Raw genomic sequence first — 26,683 nt, forward strand, 5'->3', positions numbered from 1 at the left:
GGGTCTCAATACTTATCAGCACTATGGACGTTACCCTTACTGATTTCGACTATGGCGTGGTTGCCTTCTACTTTTTGTTCATGCTGGCGATTGGCCTGCTTTTTCGAAAATTCATCGGAAATACCAGCGACTTTTTTCGCGGAGGGGGGCAGATGTCGTGGTGGATGGCGGGCAGCAGCGCCTTTATGGTGCAGTTTAGCGCCTGGACGTTTACGGGGGCGGCAAGCAAGGCCTACCAAGACGGTCTCTTGGTGCTAGTGATCTTCTTTGGCAACGCCGTCGGCTTCTTGTGCAACTACTGGTATTTTGCGGCGAAGTGCCGGCAATCGAGAGTGGTGACGCCGGTCGAGGCGATGCGTATCCGTTTTGGCAAGACGGCTGAGCAGGTCTTTACGTGGCTGCAGTTGCCGATCGGTACGCTCTATGCGGGTATTTGGTTAAATGGTCTCGGCGTGTTTTTCAGCGCCGTATTTGGATTCGACATCGAGACGACCGTCCTAGTAACGGGCTTGGTAGTGCTCATCCTCTCAGTAACAGGAGGGAGCTGGGCGGTCGTCGCTTCGGATTTCATGCAAGTTTTGGTGCTCATGCCGATCAGTGTGGTTGCTGCCTTTTTCGCGTTGAAGGAAGTGGGTGGCATTGGCGAACTGGTGGAGCGATTCCCTGCCGACCGGTTTCTGGGCGGCGACACGAACTACTCGACCCTGATTTGGATTTGGGTGGTAGTGATCTTGCTCAAGCAATTTGCGTCGACCAATAACTTGATGGACGCATCGCGCTACCTTTGCGCTCGCGATACCAAGGAGGCGAGGAAGGGAGCCTTGCTCGCTTCGGCCCTCTTCATTATCGGACCGGTAGTCTGGTTCGTGCCGCCAATGGCGTCTGCTATTCTGTATCCAGATCTTGGAGAGATGTTTCCTCAGCTTAAGAATCCGGAGGAAGCGAGCTATGTGGCAATTTGCATCATGACCTTGCCGGCCGGCATGCTGGGATTGTTGATGTCCGGCATCTTTGCGGCGACCATGTCGTCAATGGATAGCGGCTTGAATCGCAATGCGGGCATTTTCGTGAGAAACTTTTACTTGCCGATCCTCCGTCCTAAGGCCAGCGAGAAGGAACTGCTGCTGGCGGGCAAGATTTCTACGGTAGTGTTTGGTCTTTGTATCATCATGGCCGGCATCCAGTTCAGCCAGTTGAAGGATATCGGACTGTTTGATTTGATGCTGCAGTTCGGCGCCTTGGTGGCCATCCCCATGCAGGTGCCCCTGATTTGGGGTATCATAGTCAAACGCGTTCCAGACTGGGCGAGCTGGGTGACGATCTTGGTGGGTCTTTGTGTTTCCTTGGTCATTAAAACCTGGATGACGCCAGAGTGGGTGCAGGGCACTCTTGGATTGGATGCTGAGTTCTCAGGACGTGAGAGCAGCGACCTTTCGTTGATCCTAGGAGTGGTGATCAACTTGACGATCGGGTCGGCGGTCTATCTCGGGTCCACCGTTTTCTACAAGGATCAATCGGAAGAGCGAAAAAAGGAGGTCGATGCGTTCTTCGTCGATTTGAATACGCCGGTAGAGGCTAGCGAGACGGGGTCGGCCGAACGTGACTCGTCGCAAGGCAAGGCTCTCGGAATCTTGTCGATGATATACGGTGGCTTCGTGTTTCTCTTGGCGGCGATTCCCAATCCTCTGCTCGGTCGCTTCGCTTTCATGTTTTGCGGTTTGGTGTTGTTGGGAATTGGATACGCGCTGACGCGGCAAGGTAAGGGGAAGGCGCCCGCATGATAACGCAACGAAGCAGTCTCTTGCCGCTGCGGGCGAACCGAGTTTGGCGAAGTTATTTGGGAGGGCGAACGCTTGACCGCATCGCTGGCGAGTCTGAACCCACGGATAGCAATTTTCCCGAAGACTGGATCGCTTCGCTGACGCTAGCGAACAATCCCCTGCAGAACGATCCGTACGAGGGGGTGGCGCGGGTGCGCGGCGTTGACGGCGAGCTTGTGTTGTTCACGGATTTGGTGGAGAGCGAGCCGGAGTTCTACTTGGGCAAGGAGCATGTCGCTCGTTACGGCGCGGACATGAGGATCCTCGCCAAGTACCTAGATTCGGCGACTCGCTTGCATTTCCAGGTTCACCCAACAGCGGCCTTCTCGGCCAAGAAACTCGGCGTAAACATAGGCAAGACCGAAGCTTACGTCATCTTAGCTATTCGCGACGAGATCGAGATTCCCTACATTTATGCAGGTTTCCAGCGTCCACCGAGCAAGGACGATTTGAAGCGTTGGATCGAGACGCAAGACATCGCCTCCCTGGAAGCATGTTTTGACAAGATTCCAGTTAAGGTGGGCGACGTCTTTTTGATTCCTGGCGGTTGCCCGCATGCCTTGGGTGAGGGTATCTTGATGGTGGAGCTTATGGAAGCGAGCGATCTCGTGGTACGATTCGAATTTGAGCGCGGTGGCTTCGTGCTCCCGGAGGAGTCTCGCTTTATGGGCCGCGGGCTCGACTTTTGCCTGAACGTTTTTGATTTGGAGCCGAAGGCTGTTGAGGGTTTCGTCTGCCAGCCGCGTGTGCTGCGCGAATTCTGCGACGGTTCCACGCAAAAGCTGCTCGTGGGGTCGGACCGGACGAGTTGTTTCGAAGCCCGTTCGACGCGTATCGAAAATTCGGTTACGAAGAGCGAGAATGGATTCTACATCTTGGTAGTGACCGATGGAAACGGCTCGATGGAAGAGGGCGGTCAACTCTGTGAATTGAAGCCGTTTGACCGAGTGTTCGTTGCTGCAGAGGCGGGCGAAGTAACCTTCAAAACCCCAGATGGGCTCGAGTTCCTGGAACTTGCGGGCCCGGCGCTCTGAGACGTTTACGATGTCATCTACTAATCTAATTGTTGTGACGCCGGTCGAGCGAGACACCTTCCTGGTGGATGGTCGGCTCGAGGCGTTAAAGTCGTTGATCGCTCCCTGTCGCGTCGTCGATGTGGAATCTTATTCGGAGGCGTCGTGGATCGAGCTCTTGCAGGAGACGAATCCTAGGATTCTTGTTGCGGGTTGGAAGGTTAAGCCTTTGCCGGCTGACGTTCGCTCTGAGGTGGCTCCGGCTCTCGAGTACGTCTGCTACCTGCCTGGGTCGATTCGGCATTTTGTTCCGAGGGATTTGATCGAGCAAGGGGTGTTAGTTACGAATTGGAGCTCCTCGATCAGCCGCATCGTAGCGGAATGCGCGTTGCTGCTGAGCCTGGCTTGCATGCGGCGGGTGGCTCACTGGTCTCATCAGATGCACGACGAAGGCGGCTGGAAGGATCTCACGACGGTGACTCAATCCTTGTTCGACCGCCGCGTCGGCATCCATGGGTTTGGGGCGATCGCCAAGGAGTTGCTGCCTCTCCTGCGACCGTTCACGAATAAGATTTCGACCTATACGGAAGGGGTGCCGGAAGAGGTGTTCGAGGAGTTTGGCATTCGCAAGGCGGATAGCCTGCCGCAACTTTTTTCGGAGAACGACCTCATCATCGAATTGGAGGCCTTGACGCCAGCTCGCGAGATGATCGTAGACGAGGCGTTGCTCAGGAGCATTCCGGAGGGGGGCGCTTTTGTGAACGTAGCTCGTGGGGCGCTTGTCGACGAAGAAGCACTGCTTCGAGTCGCTCAGGAAGGGCGAATACAGGTGGGCTTGGATGTTTACACCGTGGAGCCATTACCGGCCGACCACCCGTTCCGCGGGTGCCGCAATATCAATATGCTGCCGCACTTGGGAGGACCCTCCACGGACCGTCGCCGTGACGCTGCTGATCACAGTTTGGAAAATGTTCGCCGGTTCAAACGCGGTGAGCCGGTCGAAAGTCCGATCACGCTAGAAATTTACGATCGCTCGACGTGAAGAAAATTACTGAAAAATGGATACGAAAGAATTGAAACCACGCTTTTTTGAGTTCGCAGGGCCGCGTCGGGATACGGTGCCGTCGACCTATCGGACTTGGCAGAACCATGCACGCTCCCTGATCGAGCCGTTGGTGGTATTGATGGAGGAGGGCAAGGCTCAGCTCGACATCGAAGGAATGGCCAGCGATCATGACGCCAATGCGGATCGATTGGAAGCGTTGGCCCGTCCTTTGGTGCTGTTTTGCCATTGGGAGCGATCCACGCAGGTTTACCAAGACGAGAGGGACGCTGCGTTGCTGGAGAAGTCGAAGGCTTGGTTCAAAGATGCGCTGCTACTCGGTAGCGATCCAGTATCGGATCAGTTTTTTGGATACTCGGCTAATTTTCATCAGCACTCTGTGGAGATGGGACTGATGGTGATCGGTCTGGAGCTGAGCCGCGACTGGTTTTGGGATGAGCTGCAGGATGCGGAACGGGAGAGGATTCTGTCTTGGCTCGAGTCGGATGTAGGCAATGGCCACCATTGGAACAATCACATGTTCTTTGGCATCTTTGTCTTGGAATTTCTGCAGCGTGAAGGTCGCCGCCGCGAGGCGTATCGAGGCGTGGTAAACCGCTGGTTCGAGGAACTGGAAGGCATGTACGCGGATGAGGGTTGGTACATGGATGGGATGAACCAGGCCTTCGACTTCTACAACGCCTATGCATGGCATTACTATAGCATGTGGTGGGTGGGATTGTATGGTGAATCGGATACGCGACGGTGCGAGCGCTTCAAGGCTCGCACATACCGCTTCCTGCAAGACTATCCCACTTTCTTCGCAAAAAGTGGAGAGCACCCAGCTTTCGGTCGATCGATAGCCTACCGCTTCAATGCGACGGCTCCGTTCGGCTTGGCCCAAGCCATGGGAGCTCTCCCCATGGAGGGTTCTAAGGCCCGTGGGCTTTGCCAAAGAAGTCTGGAGTTTTTCCTTTCGAAGCCGATTTCGCAGGACCAAGGCTGCTTGTCGCTCGGCTGGTACGACGAATTCTTGCCTATGGTGGAGGTGTACTCGACCGGTGGCTCTCCTTACTGGGCTGCCAAAGCGTTCTCGCCATTGCTGCTTTCGCCCGACGATACGTTTTGGCAGGAAGACGCTGCCGCTTCCGTAAGCGAGGAATCGAATCGCGTCGTAGCGCTGAAGGCTCCCTGCTTGATTGTGCGCCAGATCGATGGCGAGGCGGAGATCATTAATGCAGGTTCTCAGATCGCTTCTACGAACACGCGCTTCGGTCCGCACAAATGGGGCCGTTTGAGCTATAAGAGCGCTTGGGGCTTTGCCTTGGCGAAGGAACCTTCGATGTATCCATTTGATGGAGGCCTGACCGCTCAGAAGATGGGATCGGAGGTTGTTTACGGTCGCCATTACACGGCGCCGTTTGCGATCGAAGAAGAGCTCATGGGCTGTCTCTACAGCCTCGGTGGAAAGCTCGAGCAGTTTCAAGTCTCGGTGGAAACGCGGGTTTGGTGGAAGGGGAATTGGCATCTGATCGTTCATCGCGTGCTCGCCAAGGACGCCGCTACGCTGCGACACGGAAGCTATGCGCTTCCGATTTCGGCGGATCAGGAGGCAGAAATTAAGGATGGTTTTCCTTTTCCATCTGCGAGCAATGGCAAGCAATCGGTTGCCGTCCAGGCGGTTTGTGGATTTACGCGGAGCGCCTTTGACAAACGCCTTAACGACGAGGAGGGTCCACGTCGTCATATCCAAACCCCTTACCATGCTACGGCTCTTTTGGAAACGGAACTCGGTGCCAACGAAACGCGCGATCTAGCAGTTTTGAATTGGGCCGGTATACGCTCGGAAGAAGGGCAAGCATGGAGGTTAGACTCTCTCGAAAAAGGAGCCTGGGCTATGAGTCACCCTGTGCACGGCAAGTGGAACATCGAAGACGAGTCGCTGCGGAAAGTAAGTGAATAGCTGATACGCAATAAACGAGAATGAATTTCGAGAAACTAGAGAATAAGCGCGTTTTGGTAACGGCAGGCGCTCAGGGTATAGGTGAAGCGATTTCGCGACACTTCATCGAGGCGGGCGCCCATTTGGCGATCCACTATTTTTCCAGCGACACTGTTGCCACGTCACTTGTCGAGCTCGCGGAGTCGAGGGGCTTGAGAGCGGTAGCGGTTCAAGGGGACCTCTGCAAGCGAGAGGATGCCGAGAAGGTGGCGGCAAAAGTGGAGGATGCTTTGGGTGGCCTAGATGTGCTGGTAAACAATGCCGGTTCGCTAATGGGTCGTCGTGAACTGTCGGATATCGAAGACGCGTTTTGGAGGTCGGTTTGGGACGTGAATTTAACTTCAAATTTCCTCATTACCCAGGCAGTTCTTGATCTGCTGGTGGCAAACGAGAACAGTAGCATTGTGAACCTGTCTTCGCTCGCGGGCCGCAAGGGCGGACATGCCGGGTCCGTTGTTTACTCGGCCGCAAAGGGTGGAATTCTTACTTGGAGCCGATCGCTGGCGACGGAACTGGGGCCGAAGGGCGTTCGAGTGAATGCCATCGCTCCCGGTTTGATTTTGGGAACGTCGTTCCATAACACGCACACCACTGAGGAGTCGGCAGCGGCGACCATTGCTTCCCTTCCTCTCGCGCGAGCAGGTACCCCGGACGATGTTGCCCGTGCGGTACTGTTCTTGGCATCTGAATACGACGGCTTTATCAGCGGGGCGACCTTAGATATCAACGGAGGCGTTTATGGCTGCTAAATTTATGTCATTGGCGCTCGCCGGTGTGATTGTCGCAGGTGCGGCGTTCGGATTGGACGAACGCGAGTTCTATCACACTTACAATGGCTTCGAGCTTCCGAGCGAGGTAACCATGCCGTCGTCGGAGGTGCATCCGTCGCTTTGGTTTTCAAAAGGGGAAGTGGGTGCGTTGCGCGCTAAGAAGGACGCTGATTCCGTTGCGGCGGTTTATTGGCAAGATGTGCTTGCTAGCGAATTTGTCCTAGCAGAGCTTCCGCCGGTTCCGAAGCTCGATGACGACAAGAAGATTGTCCACAAGTACTACGGAACTCTCACTCAGGTGGCCGCCTATAACGCGTTTCTGTATCAGGTATCCCAAGACGGTAAGAAGTCCGCCTACCTCGAAAAAGCGGTTGAAGCCTTAAAGCGTGGATACGAGGGGCCACTCTACCAATTGGATCCGATCGTCAAGGGAAGCGCGGTGGACGAGATCTACCAAGGAGTTTGGGCGCAAAGCATGGCTGCCGCTTACGACTGGGTGCAGCCAGCTCTTTCCGATGAGGACGATGCGATTATTCGGGCTCATCTAGTGGAGCATGCCCAGTACATGCATGAAAACCTTTGGTCCTGGGCGGGCAGTCCGCACAACCATTTGTCCAAGCCCGCGTGGGGACTGGGCAGCTTGGCCCTTTGCTTGTCGGATCATCACGAAGCGAAAGCTTGGCTCGAGCGGGCGGTGGCCGCTTCGAACGCAAACACACGTTACTTTTTCAGCCGAGACGGCGTTTACCGAGAAGGTGCCTTTTACTTCCTTTTCTCCTTCATCAATTTTGTCCCGTTTCTTTACCACTATGAAAACACCACCGGTTTTGACGGCTTTTCGGTCTTTCAACCCGCCTTTGAATGGCCGATCGTGACTCGCAACGGCAAGGGGTGGACGCCGAACATCGAAGACAGTTTCATCAAGCCTTATCCGTCGCAGCTAGTTGCGGGAGCCTTCCGTGATAAGCCAACGAGCCTGCATAGGAGCGCCCCGTTCTCGGAGGTGCTGCAATGGAATTTTCTGAACACCGACTACTCCGTATTTGTTAAGGCTGAGGAGAAGACGGGGTACAACTACACGGGTGCTAGTTGGGATTATCCAAAGCCATTGATGGAGTACTTGTGCTATCAGCCTGATATCGTAGCCACGGAGCCCAATGTTGCTCCTGTACTGTTTCTTGAATCCGGGCAGAGCGTGTTTCGCAGCGATTGGAACTACAACGATCCCAAGTCTCGCACGCTTTTGTTTCAAGGGGTTGCGGAGGCCGACAATCACGAGCACTACGATCACTTGAGCTTCATCCTGCAGGCAGAGAACCAAATGATGTCATCGGACGCTGGATACACTCAAGCGAGTTATGGTCAAGCGATACGCCGGGAATGGTATCTGACCGCCGAAGCTCATAACGTTGTCCTAGCCGATGGCGAGGCGCCTAGCGACAAGGCACCGAACCTCGCTCCGTTTTCCCGTTCGCGTTTGTTATCGCCGTTTTTCTCCTGCGAGATCAAGGCCGCACCGTACGCTGGTGGCGGCGAGCACCAACGCTTGGTCGCGATGCTGGAAGGAGACCGATTCGCCATTTTTGATCAAGTCGACCTGCCGGTCGCCGGTGATCTGGAGATCGTGATGCACGGGGGGCGAGCGGATCTGGAGATAGAGGGTGACCTGTTAAGTTGGACGTATCAGGAAGATGATTACGGACCCGCTGCGGGACTTCGCCAATGGTTTTGGGGCAACGGCTTCGAGACGAATGAATTGTCGGGAGAGCTCACATACATAAAGGGCGACTTTGCTTCCTTTCCTTACGTGAAGCACACCAAGACCGGAGCGAATGCCCTAGGATTGTCCTTGCTTGATCCAGTGGCAGTTGGAGAAGCTGGCGAGGCGTACTCCTACGAGCGCAAGTCGGATACGGCTGTAGTGGTACGCAATAGCAGTGGCAGCGAATGGGTCGCTGCCAATCGTACGGGTAAGGCGATCAGCGAATCGAATTGGGAATCGGACGCTTTGTTTTCCTACTTCAAGATAGCTTCAGCCACCAGAGTGAGGGCTGCTGCAGTAGAGGGAAAAACGATGCGTGTCGGCGAGGATATCGCCTTCGAGTTCAATGGCTCTGTCACGTTTGCATTCGAAGCCACCAATAGCGGTATGTATCTCTACTTCACTACGCCTCTTCCCGTACAGGGGTTCGCTCGGTATGCGGGAAAAGTTTATCGACTCGATCTATCCGATAGTGGGATGATCGTTTTCCGATGAAGTTATCATTTACCACATTAGCCTGCCCTGACTGGGATTTAGAAACGATTATTCGGAAGGGCGCGGAGTTTGGTTTCGATGGTGTCGACTTTCGTGGAACGAGCGAAGGAGTAGACATAACGACGCAACCCGCTTTCACCTCGGCGATGGCGTCGACTCAAGCTCTGGTAGCTGAAAGCGGTCTACTGGTGAGCGGCGTAAGTTCCAGTATTCGCATTTGCGAGACGGAAATGTTTTTGGCTAACCTCGAGGAGGCGAAGCGGACTATCCCGGTAGCGCTTGCTTTGGGAGCCAAGCAGGTTCGGGTTTTTGGGTACGGTGACGAGGGCGCTACGCGGCGAGAATGGTTGGAGCAGGGCGCTCATTGCGTGCGAGCTATTCTGAAGTTGGAAGGAGCTGATCAGATCGATTGGCTCTTGGAGATGCATGACAATTGGGTGGATTCGGCGGATTGCCGTTTGTTGATCGATACGGTGGCCCATCCGTGTTTCAGGATTCTCTGGGATATCGGGCATACGACGCGGATCGGGACGGAGTCGCCGGATGAGACTTTTAAAGCTCTTGGCTCAATGACCCCTTGCGTGCACCTGAAGGATGCGGTTTTCGAGGAGAGCCATGAGTTCGCCATGAAGGACGGTTGGCGTTATGTGCTGCCTGGCAGAGGGCAATTACCGCTGGAAGATGCAGTCTCGATCTTAAAGTGCAGCGGCTTTGGTGGCTGGTATGTATTTGAGCACGAAAAGCGTTGGCATCCGGACTTGGAGGAAGCGGAGGAGGCTTTGCCGGCCTACGTCAAATGGATGCGGTCACTGGCTTAGCTGCAGCTGTGGTGTCGCGTACGCAGAGGTAAGTGGGGAGGGTTAGATCGCAGAGCGATTCTGTTTCCTCCTCGATCGCTTGCAGGATGATGCGTCCCGCTTCCCTGCCGATTTTCTCGGGGTCTGAACCTGCGGATGTGATTTCTGGGCGTTCTTCGGTACAGACCCGCGTCATGTCGAAAGCAGCGAAACTGATATCGCCCGGGATGCGGAATCCGTTTTGGAAGAGGTAGTTGATAGCGCCGCGGGCCATTAGCGCGTTGAAGCCGATCCAGGCGGTCGGCATGGGAAGTCCTTTCGATGTCACAGTTTCGTGGATACGTTGGGCAGCTTCGAAGCCTTGGTTTCGGTCGGCTTCGATGGTAGCGATGTCAAACTCCGGCTCGAGTCGCAGCTCACGTTGCTCGAGTGCGGTTTTCAACGCGCTCAAGCGCTCCTCCCGTCGCCCGCTTGGTGTGCCGCCGATCCATGCGAATGAGCGATGGCCCAGTTGGTGCAGGTGGTCGACTAGCAGTTCGGCGGAGTCGGCTTCGTTGGAGAGTACGGAATGGCATTTGCCAGTCGCTCGGGCAGAAATATAGATGATCGGTTTTCCCGTGAGACGGAGCTCTTCGAGAAGGTGTGAGTTGACTTGGCCCATGACTGCTACTGCTTTGATGGTCTTGGGTAGGTGTTCGCTGACCGATTGCGTATCGTTTTGGAAGTCGTCCTCCGAGCCGAGGTAGACGGTCTTGATTTGCCGTTCACTCAGGTGCTCGTGCAGGCCTTGGTGTATGTGGCTGAAGAAGTTGCTCTTGTTTGCGAGCTTCAGGGGAGATCGGAGTATATAGCCTACCGTCTTGATATGCTCGGAGCTGTTCAACTCGTCTAGCTTCATGCCTCGCGGCGAGTAACCATGCTGAGCAGCGATCCGTCTAACATTCTCGAGCGACTTTCGAGCGATGCCTTTCGTCCGGCCATTGAGTATGAGGGATACTAGAGCCTGCGAGCACCCCGCTTCTCGGGCGATTTGGGCCTGTGACACGCGTTTCTTGGGTTCGGGGCTCATAGTAGAGTTCTTATAATACCTATGAAATTATTAGAGGCAAGAAGTAGTTAATAAATCATTCCTGTAGGCGTAACTTCCAGAATGCTAGGAACTAGTGTTATTAACGATTAGCTTTTTTGAAAGGATCGTGTTTAATAATATGAACTAAAAATTAATAATTATGAATTTAGAATTGACGAACGAGGTTCTTCTCGACGAGTTTGGTCGAGTCGGCGCGATCAGTCCCGCCGTCGTCTTATCCTACAAGAGGAGTGGCTCGAATGCGCTACCTCGGTCGTCATCAGCAGGCGGGGGCCTGTTCGTCGACTCACTAGAATACCCCAACCCTATAGCTCATTATGAAATTGAGTCCCCTTGAGAACATCGCCCCTCGCGGGTCCACGCTAGGAGCGGCAGTTGTCGGTTCTATGATTGCTGCTTTGGCGGCTACTCCTGTATACGCCCAAGAAGGAGAGGAAGAAGTCTTTAACCTGAGTCCATTTTCAGTAACCTCTACCGACGAGAGCGGATATTCAGCAGCGGAGTCGATAACCGGTTCGCGTATTCGTACCCGCATCGCGGAGCTTCCTTATTCGGTGAATGTCGTGACAAACGAGTTTCTCGAAGACTTCAACGCGGATTCCCTCGATGACCAGTTTGCCTACGTAAGCTCCTTTGCGGGCGACGAAGTGGAAGGATGGTATCAGCTGCGTGGATTCAAGCAGCAGAACCAGCTACGCAACGGATTCTCCCGTCTAGGGCTCATCGACCGAGTGACAGTTTCTCGAGCAGAGGTGATCAAGGGCCCTGCCGCAGGTTCCTACGGTAAGATCAATCCGGGTGGTATTATAAACATCGTTACGAAGGTACCTTCAGCCACGCCTGAACAGGAAGCCTCGATAGAGCTGGGTACGGGCGACTACAAGCGTATCGCTCTAGGCACTACAGGTAAGATCACTGAAGATGAGAAGTGGCTCTATCGTTTTGACACCTCGTGGCTTGACCGTAACGACTTTGCCCACACAGGTCGCGACCAGACCGCGTTTTCAGGTGTGCTCGAGTTTAACCCGACGGAGAAGACGAAGATCACCCTGGAGAAGGAGTACCTCGAGCGTTCGCAGAATCGTGGGCGTGGCTTGCTGCCGATACGTGATGACCAACAGCCAGACGATTCCGAATACCTTCGCCTTGCGACCGAGCTGCACGACTTCAGTTTCCTCGGGCCGGGAGATTTGAACGAGCGCGACATCGACACCACGGACCTTCGCATTTCGCATCAGTTCAGCGACACGCTCTCCATTCGCGCCGCTTTCAACAAGTATGATCGCTACTACGACCAGTACACTGGCTACCCGGGAGAAGTCCGCATTCGTCTCGGCGACCGTACGCTCGATGATATCACTCCTGAAGTGGTCATGGAAGAAGGCGTCATTCGTGACGTCGATCCCCGCGACTATCAAATTTGGGAGCGCGGAGAATCATTCCAAGTGGACCTGCTCAAGGAGTACAACACTGACGCTTTCGAAGGCCGTTTTCTCGTGACCTTCGACAAGAACGAGCAACGCGACGTCCGTTATCGATTGCGTCTCAACCGCAACACGACGCCTGAGCAAATAGCTGCTCTGGAGGATCGCTTCGGTATCGAAATCAATCACAAGGAGCTGCGTCGCAATTCCTTTTTCAACTCCGCGAATAACACGGATGCTCGCACCTACCTCGTATCCGATCCGGACTACAGCTGGTTGGACGACTCTTCCCGCGAGCTTCTAAACGATGTCGAAGCAGGGATCGGAGAAGTCGAGGTTAACTCGGACCGAATCGTCGACGTGCAGGGTATCTACGTCGCTAACCAGTTGAAGATGCTGGATGGGGACCTAAACATCAACCTCGGCGTGCGTTTCGACGAGGTGACCACCGATGCAGCCAACCAAGTTTGGGGTTTGACCGATCCAAGTTTAGGAGCGGCTCTTAGCAACGAAAAGACGTCCCAGGAGACGTATCAATTCGGAGTAAACTACCGTCTCGTCGAAGGGCTGTTGGCATACGCCAATACGAGCACGTCTTTCAACCCGAGCCGTGACACGAACGATCGTGATCCGCTGACTGGCGAGCTGCTTCCGGCGATCCAAATCTTTGAAGCGGAGCAGGGCGAGGGGTACGAGTTCGGCCTAAAGGCAGATGGCCTCGATGGTAAATTGAGCTTCACCCTCGCTTACTTCTCGATCGACCGCGAGGACGTGGTGATCTCTCAGTCCGGAACCGACAGCGACGGCTTCGACTTCACCTACAAGAGCCAGAACGGTCTCGAAACTGCGTCCGGTTACGAGTTCGATTTCAACTACAACTTCAACAGGGAGTTCAGCATCTCCGGCGGAATAGGCTTTATCGATTCGGAAATCGTAGAGTCTAGCGATCCGGCTAATGCCCGAGGCCCGATTCTCGAAGGTCTCCCTGTGGCTGAAATTCCAGACTACAGCGCTAACGTGGTTATGAAATACGGCAGCGGCGATGGCATGTTCTATACCCTAGGGATCCGTAACGTGGGAGACTCTCGTTTCTCGAACTCCGACCGTGGTCGCTGGAAACTCTATCAAGAAGGCTACACAGTAGTGGAAGGCGGAGTGGGCTACAAGTGGGGCGAAGGTGCGAAGCAGACGCTGCAACTCACCGTGAAGAACGCCTTCGATGAAGAGTACACTCGTGCCGCGGCCAAGCGTGGAGATCCGCAGCGCTTGATCCTTCGTTACCGGATAAAGATGTAGGTAACTCTTTGACTCGGAAACGTTGAGGACGGGCGCACTTCCCGCCCTTTTTCGACCGCCCAGACTTTCTGATAAAACGTGATTCGTCTTCGCAATTCGAGGTTTGTGTTAGCCCAAGATCGTCGGGTCCCGACTTATCGCTGCAATAGCGAGGTTTGGACTGGCGGTCTCTCAACTTTAGATCGTTGCGCTTTCTCTCCCTTTGAGTGCTACATGCTCTTCTCAATTCCTCGAATGAGTGGCACCACATTACCCCTTCGGCGCTATGGCCAAAACAAAATGAAGTATCCCTTCCCGAAACTATCTCTATGCATTGCTCTCTTGCTTCCTGCCTGCTCGAGTTTTGGCGAAGAATCTGCCTTGTGGCAGGACTTTGTCTCTGCCAAGGCGAATGGAACGGATGCGATCTTGGCTGACTATTCCTACGCGGGCTATGACTTCATGGAGTCGCCAATTCCTGAGGGTCCAGCAACTGTTTTTGCGGTGGAAGAGTTTGGAGCGATCGCCGATGATGGGATTTCCGACCGCGATGCGGTACAGGCTGCATTGGATGCTGCTTCCGAGTGGGGAGGGGTGGTTCGATTCAAGGAAGGTCGTTATTTATTGAATACGATTGATGGCGAGGAAGCTCCATTGATGTTGAGTCGAGGGAATGTGGTGATCCGGGGGACGGGATCGGGCGAAACCGGAACTCACCTCGTTTTCGAGCGTCATCTGGAGCCAGAGTTTCCTGACCGTATGTATTCGACTCCGTTTATGCTGCATATCGAGCCTGTGGATACGGAAGAAAAATTCCTCTCCAACGTTACTGGTGTAGCTCGAAGTGGCAGTTTCGCGATAACGGTAGAGGATCCGGGCAGATTCGCAGCAGGGGATTGGATTACGCTTCGCCTTTTGGACCCTAAGGCAGTCCCTTCGTTCTTCGAGGAACGTCCGATACGTCCAGAATGGAAACGTTTGCACACATTGGGTATAGGAATCTCTGAGCGGCACCAAGTTGCATCGGTTGAGGGTAACACTCTCAACTTGCGTGCACCGTTGCAAGTAACGGTCGATTCGCAGTTCAATTGGTCTGTCTGCGACTATCCGGGGATCGAGGAGGTCGGAGTCGAAGCCTTGCGCTTTGTAGGTGGTTGGAAGGGTGACTTCGTACACCATCGGAGCGCCTTGGATGATGGTGGATGGAGCGGCATACGGGTGAGAAATGTTCGGAATGGTTGGATACGAGATGTCGTCATGAACGACTGGAATTACGGTATACGCATGGATGATTGCTCGGCCTTCAGTGTTCTTAGGTTGCGTCTAGGTGGAACCCTGGGGCATCATGCGGTCCACACTCGCGGAGGTTACGGCGTCTTGTTTGGGCTCGTTTCGGATACGGCGGGCCATTACCACGGGCCTGGAGTCGGATACATGAGCGCTTCGACAGTGTATTGGCGATGCAAGCACACTCCAAAAAATTCGTTCGACGCTCATTCGACTGGACCCTATGCAACCTTGCTCGACTCTTGTAGTGGCGGTTGGATGTATGGGCACAGCGGAGGTCCTTTGGTCGGGATGCCTAACCACATGCATGGTTTAACGGTATGGAATTTTGAACGCACGGGTGGTACCGAGAAAGTACTAGATTTCTGGAGACAAGGTTTTAATAAGCGTGACCTGTTTCTGAACGCGATTTTCGTGGGTCTCCACGGTATTGAAACTCAATTTAACGAGGCGAATCTCGGCGTGGTCGAGAGTCTAGGTACACCAGTCCAGCCGGAGTCCCTCTTCGAAGCTCAGCTTTCCCTGCGTAAAGGTGGGCTGCCTGATCATTTAACGCAGGAGCTCGAACGTTGGCGTGAGCTCTCGACGGAAAATTAAATCTAATGGATTTTTCCTTAACTCACTTCGACTTCGGAGTCGTTGCGTTTTATTTCCTGTTCATGTTGGCGATCGGGCTTCTCTTTCGGAAGTTCATCGGGAACACTAGTGACTACTTTCGCGGGGGAGGTCAGATGGCCTGGTGGATGGCTGGGAGCAGCGCTTTTATGGTCCAGTTCAGCGCCTGGACGTTCACGGGAGCGGCCAGCAAGGCCTACCAAGATGGGCTCCTCGTTTTGGTGATCTTTATTGGCAATGCGATTGGCTTCCTCGGAAATTACTGGTGGTTTGCGGCTAAGTGCCGTCAGTCGCGAGTAGTGACCCCCGTGGAGGCGATGCGTATCCGTTTTGGAAAGACAGCGGAGCAAATGTTCACTTGGCTACAACTTCCAATTGGTACGCTCTACGCTGGGATTTGGTTGAATGGGCTCGGGGTCTTTTTTGCTGCAGTTTTCGGCTTTGATATAGAAACGACTGTCTTGATTACGGGCTTGGTCGTGCTCTTTCTCTCAGTTACCGGGGGAAGCTGGGCGGTCGTCGCTTCGGACTTCATGCAAGTACTCGTGCTGATGCCGATCAGCGTGGTGTGCGCTTTTTTCGCCTTGAAGGAAGTGGGAGGAGTCGGAGCTTTCATAGAGCAATTTCCCGCTGACCGTCTATTTGGCGGAGTTACGAACTACTCTTCATTGATTTGGATTTGGGTGGTAGTGATTATCGTTAAGCAATTTGCGTCGACCAACAATTTAATGGACGCGTCACGCTATCTATGCGCTCGCGATTCAAAAGAGGCTCGAAAAGGGGCTTTACTAGCATCGGCTCTTTTTGTGATTGGACCTGTGGTTTGGTTCATACCACCTATGGCGTCTGCAATACTGTATCCAGATCTTGGAGAGGTGTTTCCACAATTGAAGAAACCGGAGGAAGCTAGCTACGTGGCGATCTGTATCATGACTTTGCCAGCTGGTATGCTAGGGCTCCTGATGTCCGGCATTTTCGCGGCCACGATGTCGTCGATGGACAGTGGATTAAATCGTAATGCCGGTATTTTCGTTCGCAATTTCTACCTGCCAATCCTGCGTCCTAACGCGGATGAGAAAGAGCTCCTTTTCGTGGGCAAGATCACCACCTTGGTCCTAGGTGGATGCATCATTTTTGCCGGTATCCAGTTTAGTCAGCTAAAGGACGTAGGCTTATTCGACTTGATGCTGCAGTTTGGCGCCTTGGTGGCGATCCCGATGCAAGTCCCTCTGATTTGGGGGCTCGTGGTCAAACGGGTTCCCGACTGGGCGAGTTGGGTATCCATCCTTCTAGGACTGTGCATGTCCTTCACCGTCAAGACGAGGATGACTCCCGGGTTTGTCCATGGGTTCCTAGGATTGGATACTGAGTTCTCCGCTCGGGAAGCTGGCGATTTGAAGTTGATTCTTGGAGTTGTGATAAACATTGGTTTCGGCTCTTTGGTTTACCTTGGATCCAGCATTTTCTACAACGAGTCGTCTGGAGCGAGAAAGGCTGAGGTCGAAACGTTTTTCGAGAACCTGGCTACGCCTGTTACAGCCGACGAAACGGGGTCAGGCGAAAAAGATGCTTCCCAAGGAAAGGCGCTGGGGATTCTCTCTATGATCTATGGCGGATTCGTGGCCTTGCTAGCCATCATACCTAACCCGTTAAGTGGAAGAATCGCTTTTCTTTTTTGTGGAGGTGTGTTGTTGGCAATCGGTTATGCGTTGGTCGGTACGGTTAAGCGCTCTAAGGAGTCTTAATTTGAAAATTAGCCTTACACTATGAGTTCTACGAATCTAATTGTTGTTAATCAGTCGGAAATCGAAACCTTCCTGAGGGAAGGGCGCTTGGCTAAACTAGAGCGGTTGATCGCTCCTTGCCGCTTGGTATCGGGCGACATCGCTTCGTCTTCTGATTGGGAAACCTTATTACGGGAAGCGAACCCGGAGATCATCGTGGGGGGCTGGTCTGTACCTCCATTGCCGGAAAACGCGATGACCGAACTCGCGCCAGCGCTGCGCTACTTGTGCTATCTGCCTGGCTCGGTACGGCATCTGGTATCGCGTGAACAGATCGAAGCTGGCTTGCTTGTCACGAACTGGGGAAACTCGATCAGTCGGACGATCTCCGAATGCGCTTTGCTCCTGACTTTGAGTTGTATGCGTCGGGTTACCTATTGGGCTCATGAGATGCATGACAAAGGCCAGTGGAAGGTTCATGACACGGAAACCCTTTCTCTCTTTGATCGACGAGTGGGTCTGCATGGTTTCGGCGCGATTGCGAAAGCCTTGGTCCCTCTTTTGAAACCGTTTACGTCCCGAATATCCGCCTATACAGACGGGATGCCAGACGAAGTGTATGAAGAATATGGAGTCACGAAAGCGAACAACCTGAAAGAGCTCTTTGCGAACAACGACGTCATTATTGAAGTCGAAGCCTTGACCCCCAGCCGTCACAAGGTGATCGATGAGGCGCTGTTGCGAAGCATTCCCGAAGGCGGTGTATTCATAAACGTCGCTCGTGGCGCATTGGTCGACGAAGAGGCTCTGGTGCGAGTCGTCAAAAGTACCGAGCTCCAGGTAGGCCTTGACGTATTTGCTTCGGAGCCGCTTGCGGAGAACCACCCGCTGCGCGGCTGCCGGAATGTCACCTTGTTGCCTCATATCAGCGGACCCACGACGGACCGTCGCTGTGACGCGGCAGATTATGCGATGGAGAATTTGAAACGCTACCTCAATGGCGAACCCGTAGTGGCCCCAATTAGCTGCGAGGTCTTCGACCGTTCTACTTGAACGAATGACGAGGGAGCTATCAAAGCCTCAAGTCTGCTCAGTGCCAGCGACCTTTCGCTACTGGCAAAATGCAGCTCGTACTCTGCTTGAGCCGCTCCTGCTACTTGGCGAGGAAGGCAAGGCTTACCTACCAATCGAGGGGAACGCGAGCGATCATTGTTTCGATGCGGATCGCCTCGAGGCCTTTGCCCGCCCGTTTCTTTTGTTCTGTCATTGGGAAACTTCCTTGCGAAGCTACCATGAAGACGAGGACGTGGAATTGCTAGAGAAAGCGAAGGCTTGGTTCCGCGAAGCTTTGCTATTGGGAACGAACCCCGTCTCCGATCAGTTTTTTGGATACTCTACGAACTATCGTCAGCACTCTGTGGAGATGGGGTTGCTGGGGATCGCTTTTGAGATGAGCCGATCTTGGCTATGGGATTCGTATTCAGAAACTGAGCGCGATCAAATTTTGGTTTGGCTGGAATCGGACGCGGGAAACGGCCACCACTGGAACAACCACTTGTTCTTTGGCGTATTTCTGTTGGAGTTCTTGTCAGCGGAACGGGGTGAGAACGAAAGCTATCGAGCTGCCATCGATTGGTACTTCGAGGAGCTCGAGAAGATGTACGCCGGCGATGGCTGGTACATGGATGGCAGCAACCAGGCTTTCGATTTTTACAATGCTTATGCATGGCACTATTATCCAATGTGGTGGATCAAGCTCTATGGCGAAAAGGACCGTGCCCGGAGCAAACGCTTTGCTGAGCGGACTCGTGTGTTCCTGCAGAACTACTCAATGTTCTTCGCAGAAAGCGGAGAGCACCCTGCGTTTGGTCGGTCGATCACATACCGTTTCAACGCTACAGCTCCCGTTGCTCTCGCTTACCAGATTGGGGTGTCGCCCTTGGGCGCGGCCGAATCGCGCGAGCTTTGTACCCGAAATCTTTCCTTCTTTTTGGAAAGGCCGATCGCACAGAGCCAAGGCTGCTTGTCGCTCGGTTGGGTCGATGAGTTTCCCGCTTTGACAGAAAGCTATTCCTGCGGCGGATCGCCCTATTGGGCGGCCAAGGGCTTTGCCCCTTTGTTGCTCTCGCCTAAAGACCCGTTTTGGTCAACGAAGCCAGATCCTGCCGAAAACGACACAAGTGTTACCCTGCAGGGGCCTAAGCTGATTGTTCGTAAGGTGAATGGCTCGTCAGAGATTATCAATGCAGGGACGCAGATCGGCTCTTCCAATACCCGCTTTGGCGCCCACAAGTGGGGCCGACTGAGCTACAAAACGGGTTGGGGGTTTACGCTTCCAGCAAGCTCAGACCAGTATCCACTTGATGGATCTTTGACGGCTCAGATGCAGGGGAGCGACTTGATTTACGGCCGCCATGGCACAGTGCCGCTCGTTCTCGAAAGCGACAGAATGGCTTGCATGTACAGCTTAGGTGGCAAACAGGACGGTCTGCAAGTGACGGTGGAGACTCGGCTCTACTGGAAGGGTGACTGGCAGCTCGCGGTGCACCGATGCTCCTCTTGTCAGGACGTCAAGCTTCGGTTTGGTTCATACCCATTGAGCTACTCGGAGGATCAATCGATCCTGTTCGACCGTGACGCCTATTTGGTGCAGGCCAAGACTTACGAAAAGGCGATCGTGCTGCAATCGGTAATGGGCTACGAAACGGTAGACTTCGACAAGCGATCGAACGAAGCGGATGGACCGCGCCGCAGTATTCAAGCGCCGCTGCACGTAACAGGTTTGCTGGTGAAGAAACTGGCTCCACATAAATCCGTTTCTCTTGCGAGCTTGAGCTACGCAGGAGCCAATTCGGAGGCAGCTAAGCCTTGGAAGATTCTGTCAATAGAAAGTGGATACCTCGAACTCGAGCATCCGTTATTGGGGGATTGGGAAGTGCAGGTGTAGGGACTTTTTCGAAGCGCTCAGAGCTACGGATCGGCGAGGGCTGCGGGTTAGCTTTCGCAGTTGGGACGGGCGATTACGCCGGCGTAGGGTTCGTCGGCGAAGAGTTGGTCGCCGTCTTCGGGCATGTGGCGATCGCAAATGTCGAAGAGCTGCTGTTTGGTTTTTGCCCTTCGCATCTCGTAGAGAAACTTGCCTTCGGGGTCCACTCCTTGGCCGACGAAGTTGAGGTACTTCTTCATTTTGTTAACTTGTGTTTGCTCTGGAGCGTGTGGTTTGGCGACAGCAGCGTAGAGCTCTTTAATGTAGCGATTTACTTGGTGGAGTGGAATTTTGGATACGGGAAGTCCAGCTTGGTCTTCGCGAATTTGGCGGAAAATCCAAGGATTGCGAATAGCGTGGCGACCGACCATCACGCCGGCGGCGCCGGTATAGTCGAGTACCCAGCGGGCTTTGGTGGCGGAGGTGACGTCGCCGTTAGCCAAGACAGGGCACTTGATGCGTTCGCAGGCACGTTTGATGAAGTCATAGTGGACTTCGCTGCGGTACATTTCCTTGACGGTACGTCCGTGCAGGCTGAGGAGGTCGACGTCGTGCTTGTTTACCAGATCGAGCACAGCGTCGAAATTATTAGTATCGGAAAAACCGATACGCATTTTGACGGTGAAGAGACCCGGGACGGTTTCGCGCAGGGCGCCGAGAACTTGGTCGACTTTTTGCGGGTCGCGTAGGAGTCCGCCGCCGCATTGCTTCTTGTACACAGTGGGGGAGGGACAGCCCATGTTGAGGTCGACGCCCGCGATAGGGTGGTCTTGCAGATCCTTTGCGGTACGGGTGAGGTGGTAGATATCCTCGCCGATCATTTGAGCGAAAACGGGGCGACCGGTATGGTTTTCCGTAACGGCTTCGAGGATGTGCTTCTCGAGGCGAGACTGGACGTGCACGCGGAAGTATTCGGTAACGAAATAGTCGGGAGCGCCGCAGCCAGCGATGACGGCCATAAACGGCTTGTCTGTGACGTCCTGCATGGGCGCGAGGGCAGTGAGCGGCTGGCCGGCCTCGATAGGGGCAGGCAGGGGTGTTTGGGCTCTGCTGGCAGTTAGTTCGCTCATGAAGGCGGGGGTGATGAAGTGGGAAGAGCGAAAAGTGAAGGGTGAAATTACGTTTCGGAGCAGATCGGAGCTTTGGCGGTTCTGGCAATGAGTTCTTGCAAGACGGTCTCGTCGATGTCGGCGAGGCGTTTAATGTTGAGGCAGCAGCTGCCGGGCTTGTACTTGCCGAGTTTTTGCAAGAGGCCTTGATGAGCGTCGAATCCAGCGTGGATGTAGAGGGACAGGTACTGTTTGCGGGGCGAGATGCCGATGCGGAACCAGTCGCCTTCGCGGCCGCTGGCGTAGCGATAGTGGTAGCTGCCGAAGCCGATGATAGAGTCGCCCCACATCGCTGGCTTTTGCTTGGAGGCTATTTTCATCCAGCGGCAGAGGGTTTTGGCGTCCTTTCGCTTTTGAGGATCTTCGATGGAGTTAAGAAAGGCGGTAACGCTTTTGGTGTTTTTCTGAGTTTTGAGCTCGGCCATCTGCTGAACTTACGAGGCGGAGGTCGTCGGTGGCGAGGGGAACTTGCTGGTGATCCACCAGCAACAGGCATTGCTTCCGCGTTGCGTATGCCGGGCCGAGTTTGCTTTTTGCTATCGCTCGAGTGGCGTTGACGGTAGCGCGAGACTTGCTACCGTGGGTCTCAATGTTGCGCGTTGTAAGACCCGAAATCCTGGATTCTCTTCCACACGATCATCCGGACGCGTTGCAAAACCGCAGGGAGTTGCGGACGATTAACTGGCTGATGGGAAATTACCGCTGGCTGGCGCATCAGGCACGCCGTCGGCTCGAACCTAGGGTTCGAGCTTTGGAGCTGGGGGCTGGTTCGGGTGATTTGGTGCGTCGATTGCGTAGGGGAGGCGTGCCAATCGAACTGGATGGACTGGATCTTTGTCCACCCCCCGAAGATTGGGATGATGGCCGGAAATGGATACGAGAGGATTTGCAGGTGTTTGATGGATACGAAGGTTATCATGCGATCTTTGGTAACCTCATCTTGCATCAGTTTCCAGATGAGGTTTTGGGGCAGATGGGGCGTCGCATGAGAGTTGCGGCAAACCAGTTGTTTTTTTGCGAGCCGGCACGACGAAATTGTCACGTAGCGCAGTTTCGAGCGCTTTCGTTGCTGGGTAGGATGGGGCATGTTTCTCGCAACGATGGGGAGGTGAGCATTCGTGCTGGCTTTTTAGGCGATGAGCTTCCGCATTTGCTTGGTTTGACGAAGGAAGACTGGCGATGGTCCTGCAAGACCGGCTTGCGTGGACAATACCTGATGGCGGCGTGGCGCGTCGGACCGTCATGAGGAAAGGGGTACGTACTATCAAGATCGTAGGTGGCGGGCTCGCGGGCCTTTCGCTGGGGATAGCACTGCGGCGCCATGATGTGCCGGTAGCCATTCTCGAAGCTGGGCGCTATCCGCGGCACAAGGTGTGCGGCGAATTTATCGCAGGATTGTCGAAAGGGACCATGGAAAAGTTGGGGATCGTCGAGGAGTTGGCTGACGCAATCCCGCATCGCAACGTCGCATGGCTGCTCGACGGTAAGGTCTTTCGCAGGGATCGGCTGCCGAGTGCCGCCCTCGGGATCTCACGCCATTTGCTCGACCAGCGGCTGGCCCTGCTTTTTCAGGATGCTGGCGGGCAGCTGGAAACAAAAAGCCGGGTGTCCGATCGAGCCGAAACGCGCGAGGGCTGGGTTTGGGCGACGGGTCGTCGTCGCGAGGGACGGCAATGGATAGGACTGAAAGCGCATTGCGAGGGGCTAGGGTTGGAGAGCGACCTAGAGGTTCACTTGGCCGAGAACGCCTATGTCGGCGCCTCTTGCGTGGAGGACGGGCGTGTTAACGTGTGTGGACTTTTTCGCTGTCGCGGGTTTAAGGGCGGGGGCCGCCAGTCGATCCTGGTCGACTCCTTGCGGGCGAGCGGGTTGGACCAGCTCGCTCAGCGCCTGGTCGAGTGTGAACTAGACGTTGAGAGCGCTAGTTCGGTGGCGGGACTCGGGTTTGGCGTGATGCCGAAGAAGGACCTCGGCTTACGAATCGGGGACGCATTTGCCCTAATCCCCCCTTTCACCGGCGACGGTATGGCGATGGCGTTCGAGGGGGCGGCTGACGCATTGTATCCGGTGCTACGCTACGCCCGCGGCGAGCTGTCTTGGATCGAGGCAGAGCGTTTGGTAGACCGATGCTTACGGCGTCGTTTTCGGCGGCGGCTTGCGACGGCGCGGGCGATGCATCCTTTTCTCTATCGTCGGATGGGCCAAGCGGCATTTCGAATTTCCACTTCCTCACGCCTGCTTCCTTTTGAGCGGATCTTTCAACTTCTACACACCTAAATTCACGCTGGGGAACGCATGGCGTACCCAATTATTGAAGACGTAAATATGTATCTACAATCGCTAGCCAACCACGTTCCACCCACGAGCTTTCGCCAAGCGGAGGTCTGGAATTTGTATCGAGATTCCAAAATGCCGCAGCTGCTGCGTCCTCGGTCCGCCTTTATCGTTGAGAAAGTTCTTACGGGGGAGAACGGCGTGGACAAACGTCACTTCGCGCTGACGGATTTGAACGAGCTTTTAGAGATGGATGCGCAGGGTTTGAACAGGGCTTTCGAGCGTGAGGCACCAAAGTTGGCGACGACGGCGCTGCTCGACGCGTTGGAGCAGGCAAGCCTGAAGCCGGACGAACTGGACGTTCTCATCGTGTGTACCTGCACTGGTTATATCTGTCCGGGAGTGGCGAGCCACGTCGCGGAACAAGCGGGACTGCGCGACGATGCCTACTTGCTCGATATAGTGGGGCAAGGCTGCGGGGCTGCGATTCCTTGTCTACGCAACGCGGCCGGTTTGATCGCAGGTGACGAGACCTTGCGCGTAGCGGTTGTAGCGGTGGAGATCTGTTCGGCCGCGTTCTATGTCGATGATAATCCAGGCGTCCTCGTGAGCGCTTGTCTTTTTGGGGATGGCGCGTCCGCCTCTATTTGGAACGGGAAGGCGAATGGCGGGCCAGGGTGGCGAGCGTTCGACTTCGATACGCTGCACCTGCCCGAACAACGGCAGATCCTGCGCTTTGAAAACCAGGGAGGGAAGCTGCGTAATCGGCTTCACCGCAGCGTGCCGCAAAAGGTAGGCGAAGCGGTCGAGAGGCTCTTCAGGCGTTCTCTCGAACGGCGGCACGACCGTCGGGTCCGACAAGTGATTACGCATACCGGAGGGCGCGACGTTCTATTGGCGATCGAGGAGAGATTGCCCGAGTACGACCTTTCGCCGAGCAAAGCGGCTTTGAGGGATTATGGCAACATGAGCAGCCCCTCAGTCATGTTTGCGCTGGAAGCGTATTTGAAGAATGGTGACGCGAAGGGCGAGGCGCCAGGCGATCTATGGCTGAGCTCCTTCGGAGCGGGGTTTGCGGCGCATAGCTTTCGTCTTACCTGCGACTGACCTCTGCTTCGCTATGATGCGTTTAACTGTTCGTTTTCGTTTCGCTTTGCTAGGGATCGCTGTTTGCCTGTCCCATTTCGGACTGGCCGAGAATGAGCGGTCTCTCGAGATCGACTACGATCGTTCGAAGATCGAAATCCGATCGGCGGCGATGGGGCTGGCTCCAGTGGCTTTCGAATTCGAGGAGTTCGCGGCTTGGGTATCTCTTTCCCCTGCCGAGCGGAAGCTTAGTGACGCACGATTTCGTTTCCTTTACTCGGACCTGACCAGCGGTCGAGAGAGTCGGGATCAGAGGACTTGGAAGTGGTTGGAGGTGGATAGGTTTCCCGATGGGGGCTTCGAGCTCGTGCGAATCGAGTCCCGAGGTGACGTCAAGGTAGCGGTGGGTACGCTGTTGTTGCACGGCGTCAGGCGGGAGGTGGAGTTTGTGTATTCACTGGAGGAAGACGGAGCGGGTAGTGCATTGCTAGCCGAGGCGACCATCGACTACCGCGATTGGGACCTGCCGCTATTGCGCGTTTTTTTCATACCCATCGGCCCGGAACTGACGATCACCATCGAGGCGCGAGGAGTTTTGGAGAGCGCGCCCGACGAAGAGGTGTAGAGCAGCGGGCAAGCCCTGATTTCGATAGGGGAGAGTGTGGCAATGTGCACAGTATGAACCACATATTGCACTCCGGTGCCCTGTCTCGCTTCTATGTTTGGGCCGATCAGAAACCGTAGCCTCGCCACTGGGGTTGCCGGCAATGAACTGGTTCCCAATCGGGATTGGGGCGATACTTGACTGCTCTTAGAGCTGCTTTCTCAGGCGCTAAGGAAGTGAATGATAGAAGGGGGGCAAGGAGTGGCACTTGCTATGCTAATCATCCTCGACCGGCTTGAAGGTAAACGATAGGATTGGGAAAGCTCGGTTGGCGGAATAACGAATGAGAGATAGTATTAAGAGCTCCGGCGATATCGATGCGTCGAATGTCGCGAAGACGACTATGATCGTCGCGAGTATCAGTGCACTTGTGCTATTGCTCGGTTATCTGTTTGTAGCCGCGCTGCACTACTTTCTGCTTTTGTTTGCTGGAGTTTTGATTGCGAGCTTCTGGACCGGTATGGCTCGGTGGATCGTTGCGAAAACGGGTTGGCCGCACCTAGTCTCCTTGACCTTGGCCGTGTTGGGCTGCTTTGCGGTGTTAGTGGGGATTTTCTGGTATTTGGGTCCTGCCATCTCGGGTCAGTTCGACCAACTGTTCGAACGGTTGCCTTCGATGCTGGATACGGTGGAGGGCAAGTTTCGCGAGTACGAGTGGAGTCGGGAGCTCGTAAACATGGTCGCGAATGGCGAGGGGATGTCAGAGACGCCTCAGAAAATCGCTATGCAAGCCTTGGGCTTTGTGGGCACGACCTTCGGCTTTTTGGTGGATAGCGTGCTGGTGATCGCGTTGGCGCTTTTCATTTCCGCGAATCCGAAAATGTATAGGGACGGTTTGGCTTTGCTTTTTCCGAAACGTAATCGTTCACGGATTAGCCATGCTTTGAATGCGTCGAGCTATACCTTGTTCATGTGGCTGGTCGGCAGGATCGTCGACATGACGATCTTGGGAGTCGCCACCGGTATCGGCCTCTGGGCGCTGGGTTTCGACCTCGCCTTGGCTCTGGCTATGCTGACGGCCTTGCTATGCTTTATTCCCAACATTGGCCCTGTCCTCTCGGTGGTGCCACCGGCTCTTGTCGCTGTATCGAATCCGGAACTACAGGTTTGGTGGGTGTTGGTTTTGTATGTGGTTATCCAGGTTCTGGAGAGCAACTTGCTGACGCCTTTGATCCAAGAGAAAGCAGTGGAAATGCCGCCTGCGCTGCTTCTCGTGATGCAGGTCGTGTTCGCCGCTGTCTTGGGTGGTTTGGGGTTGATGTTGGCGACGCCGATCGTCGCTGTGGCCCTTGTGCTGGTGAAGATGCTTTACGTGGAGGATGTGTTGGGTGAGCGGCTCGAACCAAAAGGTGAACTGGAAACCAATCCCTAGGGGTACGGCTTTTTGAACCTCTAACGCCGACCATGCGGAGATCGTCTCTTCGCCGAGATGGTTTTCCGAGGCAACT

The 26,683-nt window shown here is 54.6% G+C and carries 20 protein-coding genes; 17 read left to right on the plus strand and 3 right to left on the minus strand.

Features of this window, described 5'->3' with window-relative positions; genetic code table 11:
- Positions 1–23: 23 nt before the first annotated feature.
- Genes QEH53_RS14255 through QEH53_RS14285 form a run of 7 tightly spaced genes read left to right on the plus strand, consistent with a single transcriptional unit; the run spans position 24 to position 9,722 of the window.
- Entirely contained in the window at positions 24–1,781 is a 1,758-nt protein-coding gene (locus QEH53_RS14255; RefSeq protein ID WP_309023882.1) for a sodium:solute symporter family protein, read from the plus strand.
- Complete coding sequence (locus QEH53_RS14260; protein ID WP_309023883.1) at positions 1,778–2,854, plus strand: class I mannose-6-phosphate isomerase; 1,077 nt, start codon at positions 1,778–1,780, stop codon at positions 2,852–2,854. The genes QEH53_RS14255 and QEH53_RS14260 overlap by 4 nt, the downstream gene beginning before the upstream one ends.
- Positions 2,855–2,864: 10 nt before the next feature.
- A complete protein-coding gene (locus QEH53_RS14265; protein WP_309023884.1) occupies positions 2,865–3,875 on the plus strand; it encodes a hydroxyacid dehydrogenase in 1,011 nt (336 codons plus the stop codon).
- Positions 3,876–3,891: 16 nt separating this feature from the next.
- Positions 3,892–5,838 (plus strand): DUF2264 domain-containing protein, encoded by a 1,947-nt coding sequence (locus QEH53_RS14270; protein ID WP_309023885.1) that lies wholly within the window; start codon positions 3,892–3,894, stop codon positions 5,836–5,838.
- Between the two features lie 20 nt (positions 5,839–5,858).
- Entirely contained in the window at positions 5,859–6,626 is a 768-nt protein-coding gene (locus tag QEH53_RS14275) for an SDR family oxidoreductase (RefSeq protein WP_309023886.1), read from the plus strand.
- On the plus strand, positions 6,616–8,904 hold the full coding sequence (locus QEH53_RS14280) for a heparinase II/III family protein (RefSeq protein ID WP_309023887.1): 2,289 nt from the start codon (positions 6,616–6,618) through the stop codon (positions 8,902–8,904). The genes QEH53_RS14275 and QEH53_RS14280 overlap by 11 nt, the downstream gene beginning before the upstream one ends.
- Positions 8,901–9,722, plus strand: a complete 822-nt coding sequence (locus QEH53_RS14285) for a sugar phosphate isomerase/epimerase (protein ID WP_309023888.1) — start codon at positions 8,901–8,903, stop codon at positions 9,720–9,722. Before QEH53_RS14280 ends, QEH53_RS14285 begins: the two co-directional genes overlap by 4 nt.
- On the opposite strand, the gene QEH53_RS14290 is transcribed toward QEH53_RS14285, so the two are convergent.
- Entirely contained in the window at positions 9,697–10,770 is a 1,074-nt protein-coding gene (locus QEH53_RS14290) for a LacI family DNA-binding transcriptional regulator (protein ID WP_309023889.1), read from the minus strand. The genes QEH53_RS14285 and QEH53_RS14290 overlap by 26 nt on opposite strands.
- A 338-nt stretch (positions 10,771–11,108) precedes the next feature.
- On the opposite strand from QEH53_RS14290, the gene QEH53_RS14295 reads away from it, so the two are divergent.
- The 5 genes from QEH53_RS14295 (at position 11,109) to QEH53_RS14315 (ending at position 20,063) form a co-directional block, all read left to right on the plus strand.
- Entirely contained in the window at positions 11,109–13,511 is a 2,403-nt protein-coding gene (locus QEH53_RS14295) for a TonB-dependent receptor (RefSeq protein ID WP_309023890.1), read from the plus strand.
- Between the two features lie 279 nt (positions 13,512–13,790).
- Positions 13,791–15,374 (plus strand): DUF4955 domain-containing protein, encoded by a 1,584-nt coding sequence (locus QEH53_RS14300; protein WP_309023891.1) that lies wholly within the window; start codon positions 13,791–13,793, stop codon positions 15,372–15,374.
- 5 nt (positions 15,375–15,379) lie between these two features.
- The gene (locus QEH53_RS14305) at positions 15,380–17,137 is read left to right on the plus strand and encodes a sodium:solute symporter family protein (RefSeq protein WP_309023892.1); all 1,758 of its coding nucleotides are present in this window, start codon (positions 15,380–15,382) and stop codon (positions 17,135–17,137) included.
- Positions 17,138–17,158: 21 nt separating this feature from the next.
- Positions 17,159–18,169: a hydroxyacid dehydrogenase gene (locus tag QEH53_RS14310; RefSeq protein WP_309023893.1), complete on the plus strand. Its 1,011-nt coding sequence runs from the start codon at positions 17,159–17,161 to the stop codon at positions 18,167–18,169.
- 40 nt (positions 18,170–18,209) lie between these two features.
- Positions 18,210–20,063: a DUF2264 domain-containing protein gene (locus tag QEH53_RS14315; RefSeq protein ID WP_309023894.1), complete on the plus strand. Its 1,854-nt coding sequence runs from the start codon at positions 18,210–18,212 to the stop codon at positions 20,061–20,063.
- A gap of 47 nt (positions 20,064–20,110) precedes the next feature.
- Here the strand turns inward: QEH53_RS14315 and QEH53_RS14320 are convergent, their stop codons facing one another.
- Positions 20,111–21,172: a tRNA-dihydrouridine synthase family protein gene (locus QEH53_RS14320; RefSeq protein ID WP_309023895.1), complete on the minus strand. Its 1,062-nt coding sequence runs from the start codon at positions 21,170–21,172 to the stop codon at positions 20,111–20,113.
- Between the two features lie 47 nt (positions 21,173–21,219).
- Positions 21,220–21,636 (minus strand): DUF1801 domain-containing protein, encoded by a 417-nt coding sequence (locus QEH53_RS14325; protein ID WP_309023896.1) that lies wholly within the window; start codon positions 21,634–21,636, stop codon positions 21,220–21,222.
- A 164-nt stretch (positions 21,637–21,800) separates the two neighbouring features.
- Between QEH53_RS14325 and QEH53_RS14330 the strand changes: the two genes are divergently transcribed.
- From QEH53_RS14330 to QEH53_RS14350, 5 genes are all read left to right on the plus strand, one after another.
- Positions 21,801–22,457, plus strand: a complete 657-nt coding sequence (locus QEH53_RS14330) for a hypothetical protein (RefSeq protein WP_309023897.1) — start codon at positions 21,801–21,803, stop codon at positions 22,455–22,457.
- Positions 22,391–23,488 carry an NAD(P)-binding protein gene (locus tag QEH53_RS14335; RefSeq protein ID WP_309023898.1) on the plus strand — a complete coding sequence of 366 codons (1,098 nt, stop codon included), beginning with the start codon at positions 22,391–22,393 and terminating at the stop codon, positions 23,486–23,488. The genes QEH53_RS14330 and QEH53_RS14335 overlap by 67 nt, the downstream gene beginning before the upstream one ends.
- Positions 23,489–23,506: 18 nt before the next feature.
- Positions 23,507–24,592, plus strand: a complete 1,086-nt coding sequence (locus QEH53_RS14340; protein ID WP_309023899.1) for a 3-oxoacyl-[acyl-carrier-protein] synthase III C-terminal domain-containing protein — start codon at positions 23,507–23,509, stop codon at positions 24,590–24,592.
- 13 nt (positions 24,593–24,605) lie between these two features.
- Positions 24,606–25,196, plus strand: coding sequence for a YceI family protein (locus tag QEH53_RS14345; RefSeq protein WP_309023900.1), 591 nt, complete (start codon positions 24,606–24,608; stop codon positions 25,194–25,196).
- A 322-nt stretch (positions 25,197–25,518) separates the two neighbouring features.
- A complete protein-coding gene (locus QEH53_RS14350) occupies positions 25,519–26,607 on the plus strand; it encodes an AI-2E family transporter (protein ID WP_309023901.1) in 1,089 nt (362 codons plus the stop codon).
- The last annotated feature ends 76 nt before the right edge of the window (positions 26,608–26,683 follow it).

Source organism: Pelagicoccus sp. SDUM812002 (genome assembly GCF_031127835.1).
Lineage (GTDB): Bacteria > Verrucomicrobiota > Verrucomicrobiia > Opitutales > Opitutaceae > Pelagicoccus.